20 protein-coding genes are annotated in these 23,397 nt (G+C 45.5%); 7 read left to right on the top strand and 13 right to left on the bottom strand.

Annotated features, from left to right (window positions below):
* Window positions 1-26: 26 nt before the first annotated feature.
* From PN836_RS05295 to PN836_RS05325, 7 genes are all read right to left on the bottom strand, one after another.
* Window positions 27-1,454, bottom strand: a complete 1,428-nt coding sequence (locus tag PN836_RS05295) for a hypothetical protein (protein ID WP_395344220.1) — start codon at window positions 1,452-1,454, stop codon at window positions 27-29.
* A 427-nt stretch (window positions 1,455-1,881) separates the two neighbouring features.
* A complete protein-coding gene (gene purF, locus PN836_RS05300; RefSeq protein ID WP_395344221.1) occupies window positions 1,882-3,402 on the bottom strand; it encodes an amidophosphoribosyltransferase in 1,521 nt (506 codons plus the stop codon).
* Between the two features lie 71 nt (window positions 3,403-3,473).
* A complete protein-coding gene (locus PN836_RS05305) occupies window positions 3,474-3,962 on the bottom strand; it encodes a CvpA family protein (protein WP_395344222.1) in 489 nt (162 codons plus the stop codon).
* 69 nt (window positions 3,963-4,031) lie between these two features.
* Window positions 4,032-4,688, bottom strand: coding sequence for an SPOR domain-containing protein (locus PN836_RS05310; RefSeq protein ID WP_395344223.1), 657 nt, complete (start codon window positions 4,686-4,688; stop codon window positions 4,032-4,034).
* A 2-nt stretch (window positions 4,689-4,690) separates the two neighbouring features.
* Window positions 4,691-6,019: a bifunctional folylpolyglutamate synthase/dihydrofolate synthase gene (locus tag PN836_RS05315; protein ID WP_395344224.1), complete on the bottom strand. Its 1,329-nt coding sequence runs from the start codon at window positions 6,017-6,019 to the stop codon at window positions 4,691-4,693.
* Between the two features lie 24 nt (window positions 6,020-6,043).
* The gene (gene accD, locus PN836_RS05320; RefSeq protein WP_395344225.1) at window positions 6,044-6,982 is read right to left on the bottom strand and encodes an acetyl-CoA carboxylase, carboxyltransferase subunit beta; all 939 of its coding nucleotides are present in this window, start codon (window positions 6,980-6,982) and stop codon (window positions 6,044-6,046) included.
* 89 nt (window positions 6,983-7,071) lie between these two features.
* Window positions 7,072-7,725 carry a TetR/AcrR family transcriptional regulator gene (locus tag PN836_RS05325; RefSeq protein WP_395344226.1) on the bottom strand — a complete coding sequence of 218 codons (654 nt, stop codon included), beginning with the start codon at window positions 7,723-7,725 and terminating at the stop codon, window positions 7,072-7,074.
* 165 nt (window positions 7,726-7,890) lie between these two features.
* On the opposite strand from PN836_RS05325, the gene PN836_RS05330 reads away from it, so the two are divergent.
* The 4 genes from PN836_RS05330 (at window position 7,891) to PN836_RS05345 (ending at window position 14,527) form a co-directional block, all read left to right on the top strand.
* Window positions 7,891-8,814, top strand: a complete 924-nt coding sequence (locus tag PN836_RS05330) for a sterol desaturase family protein (RefSeq protein WP_395344227.1) — start codon at window positions 7,891-7,893, stop codon at window positions 8,812-8,814.
* Between the two features lie 55 nt (window positions 8,815-8,869).
* Complete coding sequence (locus tag PN836_RS05335) at window positions 8,870-11,473, top strand: TonB-dependent receptor (protein ID WP_395344228.1); 2,604 nt, start codon at window positions 8,870-8,872, stop codon at window positions 11,471-11,473.
* A gap of 204 nt (window positions 11,474-11,677) precedes the next feature.
* Window positions 11,678-12,715: a hypothetical protein gene (locus PN836_RS05340; protein ID WP_395344229.1), complete on the top strand. Its 1,038-nt coding sequence runs from the start codon at window positions 11,678-11,680 to the stop codon at window positions 12,713-12,715.
* 9 nt (window positions 12,716-12,724) lie between these two features.
* A complete protein-coding gene (locus tag PN836_RS05345) occupies window positions 12,725-14,527 on the top strand; it encodes a S8 family serine peptidase (protein WP_415926388.1) in 1,803 nt (600 codons plus the stop codon).
* 30 nt (window positions 14,528-14,557) lie between these two features.
* Here PN836_RS05345 and truA read toward each other — a convergent pair whose 3' ends face one another.
* The 6 genes from truA to PN836_RS05375 all read right to left on the bottom strand — a co-directional run bounded on the left by truA (window position 14,558) and on the right by PN836_RS05375 (window position 19,507).
* Window positions 14,558-15,370 carry a tRNA pseudouridine(38-40) synthase TruA gene (gene truA, locus PN836_RS05350; RefSeq protein WP_395344231.1) on the bottom strand — a complete coding sequence of 271 codons (813 nt, stop codon included), beginning with the start codon at window positions 15,368-15,370 and terminating at the stop codon, window positions 14,558-14,560.
* 6 nt (window positions 15,371-15,376) lie between these two features.
* Window positions 15,377-16,273 carry a 23S rRNA pseudouridine(2605) synthase RluB gene (rluB, locus tag PN836_RS05355; protein WP_395344232.1) on the bottom strand — a complete coding sequence of 299 codons (897 nt, stop codon included), beginning with the start codon at window positions 16,271-16,273 and terminating at the stop codon, window positions 15,377-15,379.
* A 15-nt stretch (window positions 16,274-16,288) separates the two neighbouring features.
* Entirely contained in the window at window positions 16,289-16,936 is a 648-nt protein-coding gene (gene scpB, locus PN836_RS05360; RefSeq protein WP_395344233.1) for an SMC-Scp complex subunit ScpB, read from the bottom strand.
* Entirely contained in the window at window positions 16,929-17,795 is an 867-nt protein-coding gene (locus PN836_RS05365) for a segregation and condensation protein A (protein ID WP_395344234.1), read from the bottom strand. The genes scpB and PN836_RS05365 overlap by 8 nt, the downstream gene beginning before the upstream one ends.
* 117 nt (window positions 17,796-17,912) lie before the next feature.
* Complete coding sequence (locus PN836_RS05370) at window positions 17,913-18,533, bottom strand: L-threonylcarbamoyladenylate synthase (protein WP_395344235.1); 621 nt, start codon at window positions 18,531-18,533, stop codon at window positions 17,913-17,915.
* Window positions 18,534-18,679: 146 nt separating this feature from the next.
* Entirely contained in the window at window positions 18,680-19,507 is an 828-nt protein-coding gene (locus PN836_RS05375; protein ID WP_395344236.1) for a PHP domain-containing protein, read from the bottom strand.
* A 514-nt stretch (window positions 19,508-20,021) separates the two neighbouring features.
* Between PN836_RS05375 and PN836_RS05380 the strand changes: the two genes are divergently transcribed.
* The 3 genes from PN836_RS05380 to trpD are packed head-to-tail and all read left to right on the top strand — an operon-like array spanning window position 20,022 to window position 23,397.
* Window positions 20,022-21,689, top strand: a complete 1,668-nt coding sequence (locus PN836_RS05380; protein WP_395344237.1) for an anthranilate synthase component 1 — start codon at window positions 20,022-20,024, stop codon at window positions 21,687-21,689.
* A gap of 1 nt (window position 21,690) precedes the next feature.
* Window positions 21,691-22,326 (top strand): aminodeoxychorismate/anthranilate synthase component II, encoded by a 636-nt coding sequence (locus PN836_RS05385; protein ID WP_395344238.1) that lies wholly within the window; start codon window positions 21,691-21,693, stop codon window positions 22,324-22,326.
* Between the two features lie 9 nt (window positions 22,327-22,335).
* Entirely contained in the window at window positions 22,336-23,397 is a 1,062-nt protein-coding gene (gene trpD, locus PN836_RS05390) for an anthranilate phosphoribosyltransferase (RefSeq protein ID WP_395344239.1), read from the top strand.

Consider the following 23,397-nt stretch of genomic DNA (forward strand, 5'->3'; position numbering starts at 1 on the left):
CTGCGTTAATGAGCTTAAAAAGCTTATTAACGCTGGCTAAGATCAAAGGCAGCTTGAACGGCTAAGCCCCACTTCCTGCTACCGATTTTGGTGTAGCGCTTAACTTGGTATTGCATCCATTTTTCTAGCGCGAGCGTGTTCCCCATTCGTTCGCGCACCGACATACAAATGTTTCTTAAAATCCAGTAATTATGTCCAGAGCGATCCATTCTCAGTCGCTTGAGCATGGGCTCATCGCCTGACCTCATTTTGCTAAAAAATGGGGTGTTAGCTTCCACCAAGTCGGGGTTTTGCTTAAAATCTCGCATAACATTTTTGATGGTTGAGCTACTGGACACACCTAACTCAGCGCGCATTTTCGACCAGTTAGAGGGAAAGTCGTTTTCAAAACTCTTAAAAAACGGTGTTGTAGAGGTATAGGCCGTATTGTTAATTAGCGTAATGGCAGCCACCTTGTACATATCCATTTTTAAAAAAGCACTGCGAGAACCATAGAGCGTGCCCACGTATGCGTCCTTGAAAGGTGCGGTTGAGTCTATGCTTACCGCCCTCGAATTACGCAACATATGTCCGATTAAAGCCACTAAAATCGGCGTTCCAACGCCTAATATATGAATGGGTAAATTGTCTTCCAAGCCATCATTGGCGCCAAGGGTAATCGCAGTAGAGACTAAATATGGTTCGGGGAGCTTTTCATTAAACCTAATATTTTTCCCATTAAAATTCATTTCAGTGATCCAGCGTTTGCTCTTCATTGGACCGCCATAACTTATTGCAATGCCATCTGCCGGCGTTTGTAATTGCTTTGCCCCTTGAAAAGCGCTCGCATAGTCGTAAGCGTGAAGGACTAAAAACTGATGAGTGCCCTGCAATTCTTCATGCTTACCGAAGGCGCCTGCACGCTGCTGCTTAAAAATCTCTTGGGTCTTTTTCTGGCGGGCTTTAATCGACGCCGCTTTCGGTTTAAAAATAGGGTGCGTAAGCCCGCACATCATCAGCACTGGAATCACGTAGTCCTCCAAGCCAATGATATAATCTGGATTAATTAAGGTTTGCGTTGCAATAATTTGATTAAAATCCGCTGACTGGAAATCTAAGTCGCACTGCGCCTCAATTTCAGCGATTAACGCCAGCCTTTCACTCAAGGTTTGCTCGCTTATCGCTCCATCCTCTTCTTGCTCGTCAAGCGCCTTGTTTAGGATAGTTTCGCCTCGCTGTTCAAAAGTCTTAGCGATAGCGCTCATTCTTGAGAAGTTGCCATTGTCACTGACCAAAAGATTTCGACGCGCTTTCACCCACTTTGCACGAGCGACCTGTTCGGTGTTGGAGTATTGATCAGACAGCAAATACGCTTCACGCTTCAGCGTAATGGGGTGTGCTTCGCTTGCAGTAACTTCTTGCAAGTTAGAGACAAATATAAACTTATCTCTTTTGTAGCGAGGTATGTCAGGCATGCTTATCTCTCACGTTGACCAAGGCAGCGCAAACATTGTTGAAAGGTCAACTACGACAAGCACATATTCCAAGACGTCTGAGAAATAAAATTAGAAGATATGTTAAGCAGACAAGAGCAAGCAATGCTCCGCTTAACACAATATTAACAATTGTTCATATTTTGTACAACGCTTTGCGCAACAAGACCTCGTGCAGGCGCTTAAGCGTCAGAAAGCTAAAGGAATTTAGATGAAGATAATCTATTAGATGAGAAAAAAGAGCGACAGTATCTCGCTGTTAGAATGAGAATGAAAAACTCGGTTTCTACTCACATTATTTCAGTAAATTCTGAAGCGTACTGGTCGATTGCACAAAAACTTGCTTAGATCGGTAAAAACAATGTGCCTTGCTACCGCGCTAGAAGTTTATGGAACACAACGCTAAGTATCACTCGTTATCCATATTGTGCATTTCTAAATTACTCAACTCTGCCTGAAAAGTTAAAGCTGACTTTGAGGACTCACCGCGCGCTTTATCGATTCTCTCTAAGTAATCGTGATCGATATCTCCCGTCACATACTTTCCATCGAATACCGAGGTCTCAAATTGTGAAATACTTGGGTTTTCTTCTTTCACCGCATCAACCAAGTCTTCGATATCTTGGAAGATTAATCCGTCTGCTTTTATGCATTCACATATTTGTTCAATTTCGCGTCCATACGCAATGAGTTCGTTTGCCGAGGGCATATCTATGCCATATACATTAGGGAAGCGAATTTCCGGTGCTGCCGAAGCAAAATAGACTTTATTGGCTCCAGATTCACGCGCCATCTCAATGATTTGCTCTGAGGTCGTGCCGCGAACGATGCTGTCATCCACTAACAATACATTTTTCCCTTTAAATTCTGAAGGGATCGCATTGAGCTTTCGGCGCACTGACTTACGGCGCATTTTTTGGCCTGGCATAATGAAAGTGCGGCCTATGTAGCGGTTTTTCACAAAGCCCTGACGATAAGGTAAATCAAGCGTATTCGCTATTTGAAGCGCCACATCCATTGAGGTTTCAGGGATGGGGATCACAACATCAATATCAACATTTTCCCATTCTCGTTTAATCTTTTCACCAAGCTTACGCCCCATATTGACACGGGATGCATATACCGAAACCCCGTCGATAAAGCTGTCAGGGCGGGCAAAATAGACAAATTCAAATATACAAGGGTGACACGCTGCCTTGCTCGCGCACTGTTTGGTGTGAAGCTCTCCGTTTTCAGTCACATACACAGCTTCACCAGGTGCCACATCGCGTATAAAGGTAAAGCCTACCGCGTCAAGTGCAACACTTTCTGAGGCAACCATGTACTCGTCGCCTTTTTCAGTAACGCGTTTGCCCAGCACGAGTGGGCGAATGCCGTGCGGGTCCCTAAACGCGACCATACCCTGCCCGATAATGGCAGCGACAACCGCATAAGCGCCTCTTATCGCGCTGTGAACACGCTCAACCGCAGCGAATATTTCATCAGGGTGTATGGTTAAATCTGCCGTTTCATGCAAAGCGTGGGCAAATATATTGAGTAACAATTCAGAGTCTGAGCTTGTGTTTATATGCCTGCGAGCAATCTTAAACACGTCTTGTTGCAATTGATGTGAATTTGTCAGATTGCCATTGTGAGCAAACGCAATGCCAAAGGGAGAATTAACATAAAAGGGCTGTGCTTCGGCAGAATCTGAACTACCAGCGGTGGGGTAACGGCAGTGACCAATACCCACGTTACCCGTTAAGCGCTTCATGTGTCGGGTGTGGAAAACATCACGTACTAAGCCATTTGCTTTTCGCAAATTAAACATGTCGTTTTCAATGGTCATAATGCCCGCGGCATCTTGGCCGCGATGCTGCAGCACAATCAGTGCGTCGTAAATTGATTGATTGACAGGCTCTTTCCCTACAATACCGACGATGCCACACATATTTTATAAAACCCTGTTGTCACTTAAAAATGCGCATTAGCTGTGTAAACAGCTGATGCATAATTCGCGCACTATGCGCCAGAAAGAAAACTTGAGCTTCCTTCCACATATTCAAAAAACCATTCAATGATAAATGCAAATTCAGGAACGAGAATAGATGCCTGCCACCAAGCAGATGAGGCCGCTGGCGTGAATGTATCTAAAAAGAATAGTCCTGCGCTGATTATCAATACGCCTCTAAGCGCGCCAAAAACCGCGCCAAGCACTCTGTCGGTGCCAGATAAACCTGTGGCTTTTACGAGCTGAGAAATCACGTAATTTATGAGCGCGCCTGTGATTAACGTGCCAATGAACAAAATGGCAATGGCGACGCCGTTGCGAAACATTGTATCGTTTATTTGTGTGAGATATTCTGCAAGAGAGAGATAAAACTGGCTGGCAATAAAAAACGCCGAAATCCAGATAACAAGTGAAATTGCTTCTTTGACGAACCCTCTAACGACACTGATAATCGCAGAAAATGCGATAATGCCAATGATAGTAAAATCAAACCAGTTCATGGATGTGAACGTTCCCGACGACGGACATTTTAGCTTTCGGTTAAGTGGCGCGAAGTTTATCAAATAACCTTATTGAGCGCTAACCTCAAATTCAGTTATTTTTCCTTTTAAGTTTGTCAGTTCTTGCAGGCGAGGAAGCGCTTGTTCCAGCGGCTCTCTTTGCAGCTCAGGCCCAACAAAAACTTTATTTAATACGCCAACGCTAGTTTCAACCGGTCGGCTAAAGGCGCGATATCCCTCACCCTGTAGAGTGGCAATCAACTCTTTGACGTTTTTTTCATAGCGGAAGCTGCCTAATTGAATGACCCATCCAGAATCCTGCACAACAGCGTCGTTAGGAGTCGAGCTTGGTATAGTTGCATCTTGCTCAGGGCTTGGTTCATCTAAGGACACTTGCGCTTGCTCGCTTACTTCGCTGATATCATTAGATGGTGCTTGAGAGGCAGCATCAAGAGATCCTTCCTCTGACGCTCTATCCTCTGGCGCAATGTCATCTAGTGCTTGTTCATCAATAAGCTCTACCGGTCTGTCGAGCTTTTCATCTAATAAGGCTTGCGGAAAGGGCTCAACTTCTTCTATTTGCATTGCGGGTGGCGCGTCAGGTATGTCAACAAATTCGGCGCTGGATTGCGCCTTTTCGCCATCGAGCACTTCTGGCAGCACTATCACGACTAATGCGACAACAATAATTGTTCCAACTAATCTGTTTTGTAACGCTGCATTCATATTTACTGCCAATCTAAGCCTAAAACGTGCGCGGCATTCGCCACCGTGACAAAGGATCCAACCGCTACAATAATATCAGCAATCGATGCTTGTTTAATAGCACTATTAAGCGCGCCCTCTACACTGTCAAATGCGCTAATGAGCTCGCCGTAAGCACACACATCTGTCGCAAGAATATTTTGCAATACTGCGCCCTGTTCGCCTCGCGAGCCTGGCAGTGATGCACAATACCATTTCACTTCACCCTGCCCATTGATACGATTTAGCGCAAGCAAAGTTTGCTTGATGTTTTTATCTTTAAGCATACCCACTACAATATGACAGCGCTCAAAGCGATAAGTGCAAAGCACAGATACTAAGTAATTAGCAGATGCCTCATTATGTGCAACGTCTAAAAGAATATTAGCGGCGTGTTCACCGCCCTCTATAAGCTGCGCGCGACCCGGTAAACGAGTTTGCGCGATAAGCCTCGCAATGCCTTGACTGTCGACTAAACATTCATTCAGCGCCTCGCCTCGCTTAGTCTTCTTCGTTTGCTTAAGTAAGTCCTGGATGCTCCACAGCGAAGCTAATGCAGTCATGACATTCTGCTGTGGAATGTGGCGTTGTGACCAAGCGTAGTCAAAGGTTTTTCCTGCAAACTTTATGTGGCCTTTGCTCGGTGAAGTTAAGAAAAAATCTGTGTCGCGCCTGAGCACTGCCTTAGTTTTTTCGTTAATCGCATTTTCAGCATCAACGAAACGGTCCGCATAGCCAATTACCACGCGTTTGTGTGCTTTTACAATACCGGCTTTTTCTAACGCAATCTCCTCTAGCGTATCGCCAAGATAGTCTTGATGGTCCAAACCGATGCTTGTCAGCACCGCTAAATCCGCATCCACGATATTAGTCGCGTCCAACCTGCCGCCTAAACCCACTTCTAACAAAATAATATCTGGCTTAAAATCATTAAATATGAGCAATGCCCCAAGCGTTGCATACTCAAAGTAGGTGAGGCTAATGCTGCTTTTAGCGCGCTCTATTCGCTCAAAAGCATTAATGATTTGATAATCAGCGCATTCATCTTGATTAAGTCTAATGCGCTCATTGAAACGTAAAATATGAGGTGAACTGTATACGCCAAGGCTCAAGCCAACTGATGCGCATACAGTCTCAATCATCCGGCAAGTGGTGCCCTTGCCATTGGTGCCGGCAACGCCAACCACAATACAATCGCTGAAGTCGAGCTTAAGGCGGTTAGCCACTTCGCCCACTCGTGACAAGCCCATATCAATCTCGCTCGGATGGCTTGCTTGAATATGGCTTAGCCATTCAGTAAGAGACCGCTTCATCAGCGCACTAGGAAGAGTCGTTAGTTAATCGGGCTTGGGATTAGAAACGGGTGTATTGCTTAAATCGGGCAGCTCTTCGGCACTTTGAACTTTTCCACCAGTACTATGTCCAGTACTGGCTGAGTTGCCTTGAAGCTTGCTCAAAATACGATAAAGTGTATCGCGCATTTCTCGCCTATCCACAATCATATCGATTGCGCCTTTCTCTAATAAAAACTCGCTACGCTGGAAGCCTTCTGGAAGTTTTTCACGCACCGTTTGTTCGATTACCCTGGGCCCCGCAAACCCGATCAGGGCTTTTGGTTCAGCAATATTAATGTCACCCAGCATCGCTAGACTTGCCGATACACCGCCCATGGTTGGGTCGGTTAATACAGATATATAAGGCAGACCCTTTTTACTTAGACGTGCAAGTGCTGCGCTCGTTTTGGCCATTTGCATGAGTGATAGCAAAGCCTCCTGCATGCGTGCACCGCCACTGGTAGAGAAACAAATCAAAGGCAAATTATGCTCTAAACAGGCATTCACCGCTTCAACAAAACGTGCGCCGACTACCGATGCCATCGAGCCACCGAGAAAAGAAAACTCAAAACATGCTATCACCACAGGCATGCCATTCATTGTTCCTTTCATCACCACCAATGCATCTTTCTCTTTTGTCGCTTTTTGTGCACTGCTTATGCGGTCTTTATACTTTTTAGAATCTTTAAATTTCAACACGTCTTGGGGTTCGAAGCTCGCACCAAGCTCTTCCCTATCTTTACTATCAAGAATCGAATTGATGCGCGCTCGCGCGGTAATTCTCATGTGATGACCACATTTGGGACACACTTCAAACAGCTTCTCAAGCTCGGTTTTATAGAGCACAGCGTTACATGAGCCGCATTTTGTCCAAATCCCCTCAGGTACATTACTCTTAATTGAAGAGTTTGTTTTTGGCAGTATCTTTTCGATCCAGCTCATGGCAGCGATCCCTTTTTAGAATTCTTGACTGTTGTGTGCAGCATTTACAATGCACGTACTATAAATGATAGCACTGATTAATTGAAGGGCTAAGTGCTTGATTTAGGTAGGTCAAACAATAGGCTTAAGCATGTATCGACATGTTTGTTGATCACAGATTCATCATCAGCCGATTGACCACTGATAAGTTTAAATTCAGGCGCAAGAATAAAGGGAGAGGCAACCGCAGACGCTAGGATGTATTTTGCATGCATAATATCGACTTTTTTGAAGGTACCTGCATTTTGCGCTTGCTCAATAATATTCATAATCAGATGACTATGATGACGCTGATGAGTATCAACAAGCCACTCTAGCCTGTCGCTCTGCTGCATGCCTTCAAGAAAAAGCAAACGCATGTATTCTGGCGCTGAAGCGGTAGACTTTATATATCCAGTTAGTAAAGCGCGAAGATACGCTTCACCACTTAGACCTTTCAAAGTGTCAAACAAATGCTCTAAAGCAGCATCTAAGCGCGCAAAAACGTCATTGACACACGCTTTCCACAAGCCTTCTTTATTCTTAAAGTGATACACCACCAAGGGCACTTTTACCGAGGCATCGCTTGCTATATCGCTCAGCGAAGTGCCGGTAAACCCGATGCTAAAGAAGCGCGCGCTAGCGGCATCTTTAATAGCCTGTTGGGTGAACTTTTTTCCCTGAGCTCTGGTCATGGATGCCGGCGTCGGCATGTTCGATTTCATTTGTTTACCTAATCTCTACTCGCGTTTGCACGCGTAAATCTTTTCAAAAAATTCATGATGATATTTTTTCATTGACAAACTAGTCAGTCAATGAAAAACTTCAACTGACATGAGATTAACATCTTTGTTACAAATCGATCCAAAAAAAATTGACGAGATACACGCATGCAAGAAGATGCTGTCGGAGTACTAAACTTTATATATTCACTTGCCGAAACGGGAGAACTGTTTACGGTATTGTTATTTACGTACTTATCAATGATAGCGATAGAACGCTTGTTATACATCTGGCTCAAACCGAAAGAGTATAACGACAAAGACGGCCTTTACAGCATGGGGGTATCCACGCTCACGTCTATATCTCAATCTCTTATATTTGCTGCACTCTTCGTTGCTATCTACATTTTTGTCTATGAAAATTTTAGACTGTTCGACATGCCAAACCTCTGGTGGGCTTGGGTCGTTATTTTTTTGCTTCACGACTTTGCTTATTACGTCGACCATTACATTAGCCATCGCGTAGGTTTTTTCTGGGCATTTCACCATGTTCATCATTCATCTAACGAGATTAATATTACTACGGCGGCCAGAGGTTTTTTGTTGGGACAGCTCGCACAACCTGCCTACTTTTTGCTTCCGCTGATGGGTGTCGATTTAATTCAACTCGCTATCGTCGCCTTTTTCAAAAATCTTTGGGGTATTTTTAATCATACCCGTTTAGTCAATAAGATGGGGGTGTTAGAACAGTTTTTGTGCACTCCATCAGTGCACCGAGTCCACCACGGAACCCAAACTAAATACATCGACAAGAACTACGGTCAAGTTCTGTCTGTCTGGGACAAGATCTTCGGTACCTTTAAAACCGAAGAAGAGGAGCCAAAGTACGGCTTAGTCACCCCTTTGAATACCTACAACCCAATTGTTGCTCAATTCGCTGGCATTAAAGGCCTCGCGCTTAAAATCAAGCGAGCAGAAAAGCTTAGCGACAAGATAAAATATTTATACAAACCACCCGGGTGGGATCACATCAGTCAAAGTGAGCAAAGCAGGTACTCTGAAACCGTGCAGCAAGCAAGCAAACCGGGCTGAATTTTATATTGATTAATTTTGTAGCAAAGCTTTCAGTGCTTTGATGAGTGTTTGCGTGCCTAAATTTAGCGATATTTCGCGCGCCAGCGGCACTGAGCATTGTTTAAGAACGTCAATTTGTGGCCTTAGAATCGAGGGAATCATGATGAAGAAAAATACCAATCAGCCAAATGTAGCATGCAGGTACCGCTTAAAACCGATGGTATTTTCTATTGCGATGGCGCTAAGCACGCAAATAAGCTTGACCATGACGCTTAGCACTTTTGCGCAAGCGCAAGCACCTACTCCACAAGAATCAGATCCCTCTACTGACGATGATTCAATTGCGCTGGAAGTCATCGAAGTCAATGCGCTCAGGCGAACCGCCTCCATGCAAGAAGTCCCTGTCTCCGTGTCAGCATTTCGAGCAGATTTACTCGATAACATTGGTATGCGCGACATACGAGATTTGGAAAACTTGTCTCCAAGTATCGACGTCAGCACTGGTCAATCGGCTGCAACGGCCACTGCAATTAGTATTCGAGGAATAGGGACAGGGTCTGACAACCCCGGTTTCGAGCCCGCCGTCGGTATTTTTATCGATGGCGTCTATCGTAGCCGCACGGGCGTTGCTTTGTCAGAGCTGCCCGAATTAGAACGTGTAGAGGTTTTAAGAGGACCTCAAGGAACTTTGTTCGGCAAAAACACTTCAGCGGGTGCGTTAACAATCACCACTAAAGCCCCAACATTTGAACAAGAGGGATATGTCGCGCTTGCGGCAGGAAACTTCAGCGCACGCGAGCTAAGAGCCGCCTTCAATCAACCTATAAATGATGAATGGGCAGTGCGCATAAATGGCTCAACGAGACAGCGCGACGGATACATCGACGACGTAAACAGTGCACGCGAATTTAACGACGTGGATAGATTTACCCTGCGCGGTCAGGCTATGTATGAGGGCTCGGATTTGCGCGCTAGAATTATTGTTGATGGCGCTTCCACCGATGAAAACTGCTGTGCGGGAATCAATATTTTTACTGGACCAACAGCGCCTGCAGTGGACGCTGGCGCAAGCCTCCTTGGCCTTCAAGGCATAGTGACTTCAACCATCGAAGAATCACAAGTCGCCTTTAGCCCTAATCGCGATTTAGGGGAAGAGGTGGATGAGTGGGGCATTTCTGTCGATCTTGAATACGAGCTTTCATTTGGCACGCTATATTCTCAAACCGCTTATCGTGACTGGGAAGTAAACAGGGGTATGGACGTTGATTTTTCTGGCATTGACCGCGCATACCGCGATGACTATGTCTCTTCGGTTGCCGATTTCATGCAGGAAATTCGCCTGCAAGGCCTGGCATTCAATGAGCGCTTAGACTACTTAGTTGGCGCATTTTATTCCAATCAAGACTTAGGGTTGACCGACACTGTGCGCGTTGGTAGTCAAGGCAATTTATACGTAGATTTGTTGCTCAGTGGCCTGGCGGGTGGACAATTATTCGGTAGTCTTGGCCCCGCTGTTCCGACATTGCTCCCCATTCCAGTGCCTAGCTCAGCAGAAGGCGATGGACAACTAGCGGATAACTTTGATGTGAGAACCGAATCCATCGCTTTATTTAGCCATAATGTGTTTTCAGTGACTGAGGATTTTAGCATCACCGCAGGTATTCGCTTCCTGCATGAAAGTAAAGATGCTCGCGCTGATCTTAACGGAAGACTCCCCGCCTGTGATTTTTACCTTGATCCTAACAATGCACCTTTTACGCAAGGATTACTAAGCGTTGCTGGAGGTGCAGCAGTGTTGCTATCTTGCAACCCGGCCATTAACACAGAATTTAACGGTCAATATGCAGATGATAGAAGCGAAAACGCTGTCACGGGGACATTGAAACTGGCCTATCAACTTAGCGAGAACACACTACTGTTCGGCGGTTATGACCGCGGTTATAAGGCGGGCGGCTACAATCTGGATCGCGGTGGATTCGATAGCATACTCTTTGGGGGCGATGGCGCGCAAATGGACGATTTAGAGTTTAATGAAGAAACAGTGAATGCTTTTGAGTTCGGCTTAAAAACAAGCTTCCTTGATAAGTCTCTTGTTGTAAACACAAGTGCGTTCTATCAAGATTTTTCAGATTTTCAGTCACTGGTTTTTTCCGGCACAAATTTTACCGTACAAAACGTAGACAAAACCATTTCAAAAGGGCTTGAGATTGAGTCCACATACACGCCATCTGATAGTGTCCAAATTGGTGTTGCCTACACATACAACGAAGCCAATTTCGATGATGATGCAAACTTAGCTGGAACACCGCTTGATGGCTTGCAAGGCCAACAGCTTGCAGGCTCCCCTCGAAATGGCTATAACTTCAATATTACCTACACGCCGCAACTTACCGACACGATTAATTGGGTTGTACACAGCAATGTAAGGGCTTATTCATCGCATCGCGCAGAGAGCAGCGATTCATCACCTTTTAATGATTCTGGGGCCTTGGTGGGCCTAAAGCTAGGTATACAAAGTAGTGATCAGCAATGGGCGGTAAGCTTGCGCGCAGAAAACTTGTTTGAGGAGGAATTTTTTGTTGCCGGATTCTTCGTACCTGAACAAAACGGCACATTTGCAGGATATCCAAATACGCCTCGATTTGTCACAGTCGAAGCTGAATATCGCTTCCATTAGCAAAAGTGACGTAATAGTCATTCTATTGCTCGCTTTTGCAACACAGTAATTCGCGTTTTTAGCGCTATTTGGCCCTGTCGCTTATCCCAAGTTGAGGTTGCTTTAGGCTTTATAGCTACATTAATAAACAGGTATTAAATGGCAAACCCTTGCCAATTGAAATCTCTGTATCATTCGTTTGGTGAATGAATTTGAGATTATCGTATGAATTACAAGTTTTTATTGTTAGCGATTGTAGCATCAGCTTCGCTAGGTGCATGCGGCGGTGGCGGTGGCGGGTCCGATTCTGGTTCCTCAGTGTCTCCTTCGCCAGTATCAACAGCACCTTCACCTAATCCGGCACCTGCACCGACTCCAGCGCCAGTCTTAGAAGTGTCCATAGTGTCTGCGGATGGTAGAGATAACCCTGAAACAATACTGATTGATGACGGCACTTCTGTTGAGTTAACTCTCCAAATAAAAAATACCACAGGCGAAGCGCTTGTTTATGAATCAAGCACTCGTTCTGATAGTCAAGCGATAAATGTGCGGTTTGATGACAACTCAGTGGTCTTGGAAACAAATGAAATCTCATTCGATATAGACGAACTCGTCCAAACTTTAACCCTTAAAGTCAAAGCTGGTGATTTAACTGCAGAAACCAATCTTGTTGTCGCAGTGATGAATAATGAAAGAGCGCGTTATTCTGATGCTGCAGCAATGCTTACTGCGCTTGAAAACTTCAGCAAATTTCCGTTAGACCAAATTCGATCCGTTGAACGGCGCTACAGTCTTCAATCAGAAATACTCGGCTACATATCGCGTTCCGAACTCGACCGACGCACTCAATACCAGATAGACAAGGCCAATTCAGCATGGGAATCTTTAGTTAGTCTAATCAACGACAATTCCGACATTGCTTATCGCTCTGAACCTTTAGATGATGAAGATGCAGTCAAGCAGACAGGTGAAATGCAATCACTTATTACAGAAGCCTTTGAAATCTACAAGCACTATTACGATGACTCTTTTCTAGCGAATGAATATTCGAACTTAGATTTAGGACTTCCTCAATTCTACCCAATTTCTAATGTTAGTGACCTATCGATTGACAAAGATTCGGGCGAACTTTCTGCCATAAAAATAGATGGCCGTTACGGTCAATGGCTCAAAGGCAACAATGGAAGCTCTGAATTTGAATTTAATGAAGAGTATCGATTTTTAGAGACCGCTAGCTCTGCTGCATACTGCGGAATTTTGTAGGAGTTACTAATGAAATTACGATCAACCACTTGTGTAGCAGTAACTTGCGCTTTACTTAGCATCAATTCAGCGCTTGCGACTGAAAAGCTTATGGAGCAACTATTCGTCGAACAACAAGGCAAACAAACAGCTTTTTCAGCAAATTATAAAGGTGCACACAAGCGCGATATAACGATGGTGACGGGTGAACATCGCCAGCGCATTTTCGACGAACTTTACGGTCATTCTAGCTCAAAAGCTGAGCGGGTTGTCATTCTAGGGACAGCAATTAACAGCGAATACTACGAGACAAAACTGAAAAACGCACAGAGCTCAAGCGTCATATGGCAGCCCAGCGCATTGGCTAATGGAAGTATTGAAATTGTTCCAAACGATCCTTTTTTCCGAAGTAGCCAACTTGCTAACTTTGAAGATACTTCTGCAGGCAAATTCGCCTCACCCGAAGCGATAACCGCTTTTAACATCGTCTCTCCTATCCGCCCATCTCGAATTGGCATAGTGGACGGTGAATTTTCGATGGCCGATGATTTTGTGCTTAGAGACGGTGCTAACTTTGTTCGTGAAGAAAGCGAAGATGGTCGTGCAATTGGTCCAATTATGAATGACCAATTCAGCAGCGGTGCTAAACGCATCTGTGATGGCGACTCAGCATATCATGGTTTAGGTGTTGCATCGATTGCAGCCGCGAGCATGAATAATGGCGTTGGCCTAGCAGGCTACTCTGATGCCGACATCGTCTATGCTAGAAGCATGGAGTGCGGCACTGGATGGAGCTCAGACATAGCGAAAGGAATATATTGGCTTTCTGGCGCAAGCTCTGCAGAAGTTGCCAGTACACTTATTAATGATGAAGAACAGCAAACGTGGAGACAAACTGAAAAAACTGACGTTATAAACTTATCATTAGGGGGTGCGAATGAAGCCTGCATTAGCGCTTATCAAAACGCCATCGATTTTGCGCGCGACAAAAGTGTCGTGGTGGTTGCCGCTGCTGGAAACAGCGATATCGACAAAGCCGAGTCACCAGGAATATGCGAAGGCGTTATCACCGTCGTTGCACTCGATAGCAATGGTAATAAGGCTGAATATTCAAATTATGGCACAGGTGTTGACATCGCAGTCATCGGAGACGGCGTCGCCGCATATGGCGTGTTCGAGCAGATGACCGGCGATGAAACCCTTGATATATCTCGCGACATTGTCAGCAAACGACGCTTTATGTCAGGGACAAGCATGGCAGCACCTATTGTGTCTGCGGCAATTGCACAGTTAAAGCAAATTGATCCCTCCATTACGCCAGACGAAGCTTTACGCCTTATTCAGGAAACTGCAGATCCCTTCCCCAAAAGCTCCGATTGTTATGAAACTTATTACTGCGGCGCGGGTATCTTAAATACAGAAAGGGCTGTGCAAGTGTTATCAGGTATGACATTAAGCACAAAAGCAAAAGCGACGCCTGCATCTAATGTTTCTGGGCTATGCAATGAACAGGTGCTGACTTTAAACTACACAGCGCTTCAGAAAATATGTGAAACCTACCAACTCGATATTTCAGGCTTACAGTACAGCGTAAGACACTTTGACAATCCCGTATTCAATATCTATGCGATAGAAAAGGGAACGCAAACGCTGAGCAATAGCCAGCCGATTGCTCAGATTGACAGTACCATCGCATACATAAGAGATATTGACGCCACTGCACACGATTTTCTGGTGAGAGCATGTGATTCAAAACAATGCCTAGACTACCAAGACACAATTATTGAGTTTGGAGAGCGAAGCAATCAACTTTGCACAGAATTCGACCGCTAGACTAAAAGCAAGGTTTAAGCTTAGTTGTAGTCAACTTGCAGACAAAAAAAGCGGGCCTAGCGGCGTTGAGGGAACATTGAATTGCTCAGGATAATACACTTTTACTAAGTACAAACCATTGGGCTTAGCCGTGGCCGCCGCCAAGGTTCTATCTTTGGCGGCAAGCAAACTCTGCATCCAGCCAACTGGCGCTTCTTTTTGACCAATCACAAGTAGTGATCCGACAATATTTCGCACCATATGATGCAAAAAGGCATTCGCTTTGATATCCAATATGATGTAGCTACCCATTCTGTTGACGCTAACATTGTAAATGTTTCTAAACGGCGTATTGGATTGGCACAATGATGCTCTGAAGCTAGTAAAATCATGCTCCCCTATTAGGCATTGAGCAGCCTCATGCATACGACGCTCATCCAAGGGCTGATAACAATGCGTTAATCCACTTTGTAAAATTCCCGGCCGAAGTGCGCTGTTGAAAATTACGTAGCGATAGCGACGAGCAACTGCACTAAAACGCGCATGAAAGTCGCTACTCATTTCTTGTGCCCAGGTCACCGCAATATCTTTTGGCAATAAGGTGTTCATACCTCGGGTGTAAGCTTTTAAGGGTCGAGAAACCTCGGTATCAAAGTGTACAATTTGCCCGGTGGCGCTCACGCCCGCATCAGTGCGCCCAGCGCAAGTGACGTTCACCGGGTGCCGTAGAATATTTTCAAGAGCCTGTTCAATTAAAGGCTGAATACTTGAAACATGCGACTGGCGCTGCCACCCTCGATAAGCCCCGCCTTGATACTCGATACCTAAGACCATACGAGTCGCATTTTGCGAATTATTTTCCATTGTTCGTTAGCGTCTCGTTGAGGGTTTTTTCTTTAAATTTTGTCGGTTGCGCTGACGAGAAGACGCTACCTTACTGGTTTTGTGTTTTCTCACCGACCGGCGCATTCGCGATAGTTTTGTGTGGTCGAGTGTATCCAAGGTGTGCACTTTTGTTTCGGTCTCATCAGGTAATTGCACCATAGTACGAAGACCATTTACGTTTTTCAAATCAAGCTCTATCCAGGCGCCTTGAGGCAAGCGCTTAAACATTTCCAGGTTACCGTAACGAACGCGAATAAGTCGACTAACCTGCAAGCCTTGGGACTCCCACAAGCGTCTCACTTCTCGATTTTTGCCCTCAGAAAGGGTCACGTTATACCACTGGTTAAGCGATTCTTCGTCGCCCGGGCGAACATGAATATGATTAAACTTAGCCATGCCGTCTTCAAGCTCTACGCCTTTGCATAAGGTTCTCAGCGTTGCGGGCTTTACCTCGCCAAACACGCGCACAGCGTATTCTCGCTCCACCTCATGGGAGGGATGCATTAATCGGTTAGCCAGTTCACCATCGTTGGTAAATAGCAGCAAACCACTGGTGTTTATATCTAGGCGTCCAACTGCTATCCAACGCTCGCCCACAATGTGTGGAAGCCGGTCGAATACTGTCGCCCTGCCCTCAGGGTCTTTTCTTGAACACAACTCGCCCTCAGGTTTGTTGTACATTAGCACGCGACAGGCAGACTTTTCCTTAGCGCGAGCCAGGGGATTTCCGTCAACTCGAATTTGATCATTCGCTTCGACTCGATCGCCTAGCGTGGCCACATTACCGTTGACTGACACACGGCCGTCTTCTATCCAGCGTTCCATTTCCCGTCTTGAGCCTACGCCATTGTTCGCCAAGACCTTTTGTAGTTTTTCACTCATCGACTGTTTCTATCCCTAATGTAAATGCTGCTTATCATTTTCGATGCCGCTTGCGTCATCTGCGGTGCTCGTTTTGCTTGGCTGTAATGCATTATCCGTTGCTGCAAGTTCGCTGGCATCATCATCGCTCATGTGTTCGAATAAGTCTGTCGATGGCAGCTCGCTAATTGACGAAAGCGCAAAGTAGTCTAAAAAGGTATTGGTTGTTGCAAACAATGCCGGTTTTCCAGGCACTTCTTTATGTCCAACAGTTTTTATCCAGTCCCGCTCGGTCAGCGACTTTATAATATGACTACTTACGGCTACCCCTCTAACTTCCTCGATTTCACCGCGGGTAATGGGCTGGCGGTACGCAATTAGTGCGAGCGTTTCTAACATGGCGCGAGAATATTTTGGCACGTTTTGCTGCCAGAGTTTGCTTAGCAGTTGGCCTAGGCCCGAGTTGGACTGAAAACGATAGCCTGACGCAACTTTCAGCAATTGAATCCCACGCCCACTATAGTCAAGCTCAAGCTCTTTTAGCGCCTTATTTAACTGACGTGAGGATACCGAAAATTCGCTTAAAATGGTTCCCCGCATCTTATCTGTAGACAGAGGCTCGTCAGCAACGAATATAGCGGCTTCAAGGAGCTGTTTGAGCTGGGAATCGTTTATCTTATTCATCGTCAAAACTTCCGAGTTTTAGATGGATATTACTATAGGGCTGCGCTTGCTCAATTAGCACCAAACCCTCTTTACACAACTCTAAAATCGCAATAAAGGTCACCACTACACCTGATTTCCCCTCGCTTGGATTGAGCACTTTATCAATGCTGATATAGTCTGCATGAGACAGCTTGGTGAGTAACAAACTCATGCGCTCCCGAGTAGAAAGCACTTCTTTTTCGATGTGATGATGTTCAAAGGCATTCGCTCTTTGCATGGCTTGGGTAAAAGCAAATGCAAGCTCTTGAAGTTGTACCTGCGGCAACAATTTAATGGCCTGTACGTTGTCACTGGCGTCAGCATGCGCGACAAATAAATCGCGCTCAAGCCTCACAGCGCTATCTAAGCTGTGGGCAGCCTCTTTAATTTTTTCATACTCTTTAAGTCGACGAATAAGCTCCGCGCGAGGATCTTCTTCATCTTCATTATCATGAGCCACCTTGGGCAATAGTAAGCGTGATTTGATCTCAGCAAGCATTGCCGCCATTAATAAGTATTCGCCTGCAAGCTCAAGTTTTACCTCAGACATGGTGTCAACATATTCCATATACTGGCGAGTTACCTGCAACACTGGTAATTCAACAATATCAAGCTTCTGCTTTCTAATCAGGTACAGCAGCAAGTCTAGAGGACCTTCAAAGGTTTCCAGGATAACTTCCAGTGCATCCGGCGGAATATAGAGGTCTTCTGGTTTTTCGATGAGTGCTTCACCGTTAACAAAAGCCAGTGCAAGCGGTTGTTGTTGAGTAAGCGCGTCGCTTCGACTGGGCGTACTTTGATGGTTTTCGCTGTTAATCGGTTCGTTGGGAAGCGCCATATCAGCGTTTACCTATGAGCATTTTAACTAAAGGAGTTACAAAATTGGACGCAATATTGGGGGAAGCATTGTCCTTCACAGCGCTGAGTATTGAGAAAACAGTGATATTAAAAAACATCATTCAAATGGCGTCGCATCGCCGCTGCCATATCGCGCCACGCGGGTGCCTCCTTCAGACATGTCTATCACTGTGGTAGGTTGTTCACCCAAATATCCTCCGTGAATAATCAGGCCAACGCGTTTCTCGAGCTTATCTCGTATATCTTCAGGGTCAGTCTCGGTCATGCTTTCGTTGGGCAGAATCAGTGAAGTCGACATTAAGGGCTCGCCTAACTCTTCAAGAATTGCAAGCGCAATTGGGTTGTCGGGCACGCGGATACCAATGGTTTTTCGTTTAGGATTCTGCAAGCGTTTTGGTACTTCTTTCGTCGCTTTGAGGATAAAAGTATAGGGCCCGGGCGTATTGTTTTTAATCTGCCTAAATGCCACATTGTCAACTCGCGCGTAAACTGATAACTCAGACATATCGCGGCACATCAAAGTAAAATTATGCTCTTTGTCGATGTCTCGAATGCGGCATATTTGGTCTAAAGCCTTTTTGTTTTCCATTTGACAGCCAATGGCATAACCGGAATCCGTAGGGTACACCACTACTTCACCTTGATTGATAAGCTCGCACGTCTGCTTCACCAAGCGCGCCTGTGGATTATCGGGGTGGACGTAAAAAAACTGGCTCATTTGAAGTTGTTTGCTCTAGTGCGTGTTGACTTTATTATGCCTGCGCTCAATTTAAAACAGGGTCGTCGCTGTATAAATGCGCCTTATGGTGAGAGTATATCAAAGCTACGCTGAATTGCAGTGGAATTTATGCCTCAAGCTCCACGCTAAAACCAATCATGCCAAAGCGGTTTAATCGTATCTGGCAAATCTAAACGACGACCAAGTTCAGTCCAGCGGCCGGGTGCATGAAAATCGGAACCGGCGCTGCCCAATAACTCACATTCATTGGCTATCTCAATCATCAAGTCTCGCTTAGGTTTAGGCAAATTAGGATGCTGAACCTCCATTGCATCGCCTCCGTCATGCGCAAATTCATGACACAGACGACGAAGCCATTTTGTCGTCATATCATAATGAAAAGGATGCGCCAATACTGCTTGCCCGCCAGCATCATGAATCCAAGCAATTGCGCTTTTAATGTCTATCCATTTAGGACGCACATACGCTTTTTTATGTTTCCCCAAATAGTTGGAGAAGGCTTGCTGAGGATGGGAACACACTTGTTTATCAACAAGCAATTTTGCAAGGTGCGCCCTGGAGATAACCCCTTGTGCGAGGCTGTGGACTTCCTCCAAAGTAATATCGACGCCGACCTTTTGAAGTTTTAACACCATATCTTTGCCGCGCTGAGCACGTTCATTTTGCTGCTGAGCCAAACGTGTAAGGAACGTTTCATCGTTGTGATCGACACCAAGCCCGAGCACATGGATTTCAAATCCGTGCCACCACGTAGAGATTTCAACCCCACTTATCAACGAAAGTTTAGGGTAGATTGTGTTGATACTTTTAATGGCAGGTTCAATTCCGTCTACTGTGTCGTGGTCGGTGATAGCAAGCACATCAACTTGCATTTGTTGCGCACGCATTACCAACTCATCAGGGCTCAAGGCACCGTCTGAGAAACGCGTGTGGGAGTGAAGGTCAATTCTCAAGTTAATCGCTCTCGTATCTAGGGCATGTTGATCTAGTTAACCCGACTTCAGGTTATTTACAAATCCTCTTGACAACTTTGCGCATTTGTTATCTTCTATAGGGGCTCGTTGCAAGTAGGTTATCAAGGATACCTTCTTTATCGGCAAAGTTTTAAGTTAATATGTAAATTGCGTTATTTTAGTGCTGTACGTTTCATTTGTCTCTTGTAAAAGAGATAAAAAGAAACGCTTCTATATAGCGCAATCTACTTATCCAAAAGCAACTTTTGAGCAAAACAAATAATGGTTAACATGCAAATATCGAAACACAATGCATTGCTGGTAAATACACTTTGCCTTGCAACAGCAAACTGGTGGTGGAGCAACTCACTTTAGGGGCTCTGCAATCTTGTGCATGTTAATAAAGCCCGTTTATCGGGCTTTTTTTATGCTTGTTTTTTGCGATTTTTCCGATGAGATTTTTTAATAACACCTTGTAAATGCATCAAGAAATAACAATTTAATAGGAACGTACATGAGTTTGGCTCAACTAGGCACACAATCAGGAAAGGTAGAAACCATATTTGCAGAAGCGCCCTATTTGCCTGATCCCTTGCAGGGGTATCAAGCCATTGCAGGGAAAAATAGTGTATTGTTAGAGTCCGCAGAGATTGATAGTAAAGACAATTTGCAAAGTCTTATTTTATGCGATGCGGCCCTTAGAATTGAATGCCAAGGCCAGCAGGTATTGGTTCAGGCCTTGACGCAAAACGGCCGATCCCTACTTCCCTTTCTCTCAGAGAAACTGCCTTCAAATATTGCTAAGCACAATCCTCAGTCTCAGTTAGACGAATCTCAAAACAACACGCTCGAGTTTGTATTCGAAAAAGCCGACGACTCACTTGACGAAGACAGTCGCCTAAAGCAGCCCTTTGTATTGGATGTTCTGCGCACATTGCAATCTGAGCTTCACGTAATCAGAGAGCACCCGCACTGCGTGTTTTTGGGCGGTGTTTTCTCGTACGATTTACTAGCATGCTTTGAGTCATTACCTGAGGTCAAAACAGGCTTAAACACCTGCCCTGATTACGTTTTTTATCTCGCCGAAACACTCTTGCTGATTGATCATAAAGCGCAAACAACGCAAATTCTGGGTAGCGTGTTTAGCTCACCCAATGTGGCTCAGCAATACTTTGATATTCAACAGCGTATAGAATCGATTAAGCATTCATTGGAAAGCCTAGAACCTGAAAATGACTCGCTTAATGCGAAGAGCGCGCTTGGCAAAAAGAGGACCGACTCCGTACCGAATGTTGATAAATCCGACAAAGCATTCTGCCAGGAGGTAGAAGCCCTTCAAGAACACATTCTAGATGGTGACATATTTCAAGTGGTTCCCTCGCGCACGTTTTCACTGCCCTGCCCTGAGCCATTGCTTGCTTACAGACGCTTGAAGCAAAGCAATCCTTCGCCGTATATGTTTTTCTTATCCGACCAAGACTTTTCAATCTTTGGTGCATCACCAGAATCGGCTCTGAAATATGACAAAGACTCTAATCAAGTAGAAATCTATCCCATCGCGGGCACTCGTCCAAGAGGCAAGCGCAGTGATGGCACAGTTGACCTTGATTTGGACAGCCGACTTGAGCTCAATCTACAGCAAGATTCAAAAGAAAAGGCAGAGCATATTATGCTGGTAGATTTAGCGCGAAACGATGTTGCAAAGGTATCAAAACCAGGCTCAAGGCATGTTAAAGACTTACTTAAAGTGGACCGTTACTCTCACGTAATGCATTTGGTGTCCCGCGTGGTTGGCGAGCTTAGAGATGATTTAGATGGCCTGCATGCCTATCAAGCCTGTATGAATATGGGCACCTTAGTGGGCGCGCCTAAAATTAGCGCAGCCACATTAATACGCGAAACCGAAGGCTGCACGCGCGGAAGCTATGGCGGCGCGGTAGGTTACCTTAACGGACATGGCGATTTTGATACCTGCATTGTGATTCGAAGTGCGTTTGTCACCGATGACACAGCGTACGTGCAAGCCGGCGCCGGCGTAGTGAAAGACTCCATGCCGCAAGCAGAAGCGGACGAGACCCGTGCAAAAGCGCAAGCCGTTGTTCAAGCGGTGACTCAATCGCTTACGCCCACCACGTCTAATTCGGACGATGATGCATCGCTGACAGAAACGAAAGGAGCGTAGCATGGAACGCACACCAACTAGCCATATTAAACAAAACCAGATAAAAGTCGTGCTCATTGATAATCACGACTCGTTTACTTACAACTTGGTCGACGAACTGAGAGTGATGGGCGTAGAACTCACCGTTTTTCGAAACTCCGTCGCAAGCGAAACCATTTTGCAAACGCTGAATGGTTATAAAGCTAAAGGCCCCACTCTTTTGATGCTCTCACCCGGACCGGGAAGCCCCAGCGACGCAGGAAACATGCCCGAGATACTGCAAAAAGTGAAGGCGCAATTCCCAGTTCTTGGCATTTGTCTTGGGCATCAAGCGATTGTTGAGGCTTATGGTGGAGAGGTGGGGCGCGCAGGAGAAGTCATGCATGGAAAATCGTCGTTAATGGCGCACGATTTTGAGGTTTTGTTTCAGGCGCTTCCTAATCCACTGTCGGTGGCGCGGTATCACTCACTAGTAGCCACTCGCGTACCAGATTGTTTGCAAGTTATTGCCAGCATAGGGAATCTTCCTATGGCGATACTGCATAAGACTGATAAAATGCTGGGTTTTCAGTTTCACCCTGAGTCAATACTTAGCTGCGAAGGCAGTTTATTGCTCGAACACGCCATAGATTTTCTGGTAAATAAGGATAGGTTTTAAGCAAACATTATGACCCAACTAAGCCATTCTCAAAATCATTCAAATAGCGATGCAACTGCGCTGGAAGCATTAGAGCAGTTATATCAGCGCGAAACCTTAAGTTTTCAGCAAACCAGGGCGCTATTTAACGACATTATGCAAGGAAAGCTAAACGACACCTTGCTTACTGCCGTATTGGTTGCGCTTAAAATGAAAGGCGAGCATATAGACGAAATTGCCGGTGCCGCTAGTGCAATGGTGAATAATGCAAAGCCCTTCCCTCACATTACGTATCCACTGAGCGATATTGTTGGTACCGGTGGGGATGGCCACAATACAATCAATGTATCTAGCGCGGCAGCGATAGTGGCTGCCTGCTGCGGAATTAAAGTTGCAAAACACGGTAATCGCAGCGTTTCAAGCAAATCAGGCTCTTCCGACTTATTTGCTGGCTTTGGTATGGATTTAATGATGACGCCACAAAGCGCGAAGCGCTGCCTGGATGAAGCAAACTTGTGTTTTTTGGCCGCACCTAACTACCACGCGGGAGTCGCTCACGCCATGCCCGTGCGTACATGCCTTAAAACAAGAACGCTGTTTAACATACTTGGCCCGCTTGCCAATCCTGCACAGCCTCAAAATGGCGTATACGGTGTATACACCCCGACGCTATTAGGCATCTATGCTGAAGTTCTCCAAAAGCTTGGTCATCAAAATGCATTAGTGGTCCACGGCGATGGTTTGGACGAGATTGCCCTTCATGGTACAACTGAGGTACGCCACATCAACAATGGCAAAATTCAGTCCATGCAGTTTGAAGCGGCTGACTTTGGTGCCACGCCGGCCAATATAGATGCAATCAAAGGCGGTGAACCTGCGCAAAATGTTGAATTTACTAAAGCCGCTTTAAGCGGGACTGGCAAAGCCGCCCATGTGGATGCGATTGCCATGAATGCAGCTGCCTTGCTGTGGGTAAACCAAGCACAAAGAAGTTTAAGCGACTGCTTCGACCAAGCAAAAGCCGTCATGTCATCAGGTGAGGCGCTTAACACAATTGAACACGCTGCCAGCATCAGCCAAAAAGGAGCCTGA

Source organism: Ningiella algicola (assembly GCF_028401415.2).
Taxonomy (GTDB): domain Bacteria; phylum Pseudomonadota; class Gammaproteobacteria; order Enterobacterales; family Alteromonadaceae; genus Glaciecola.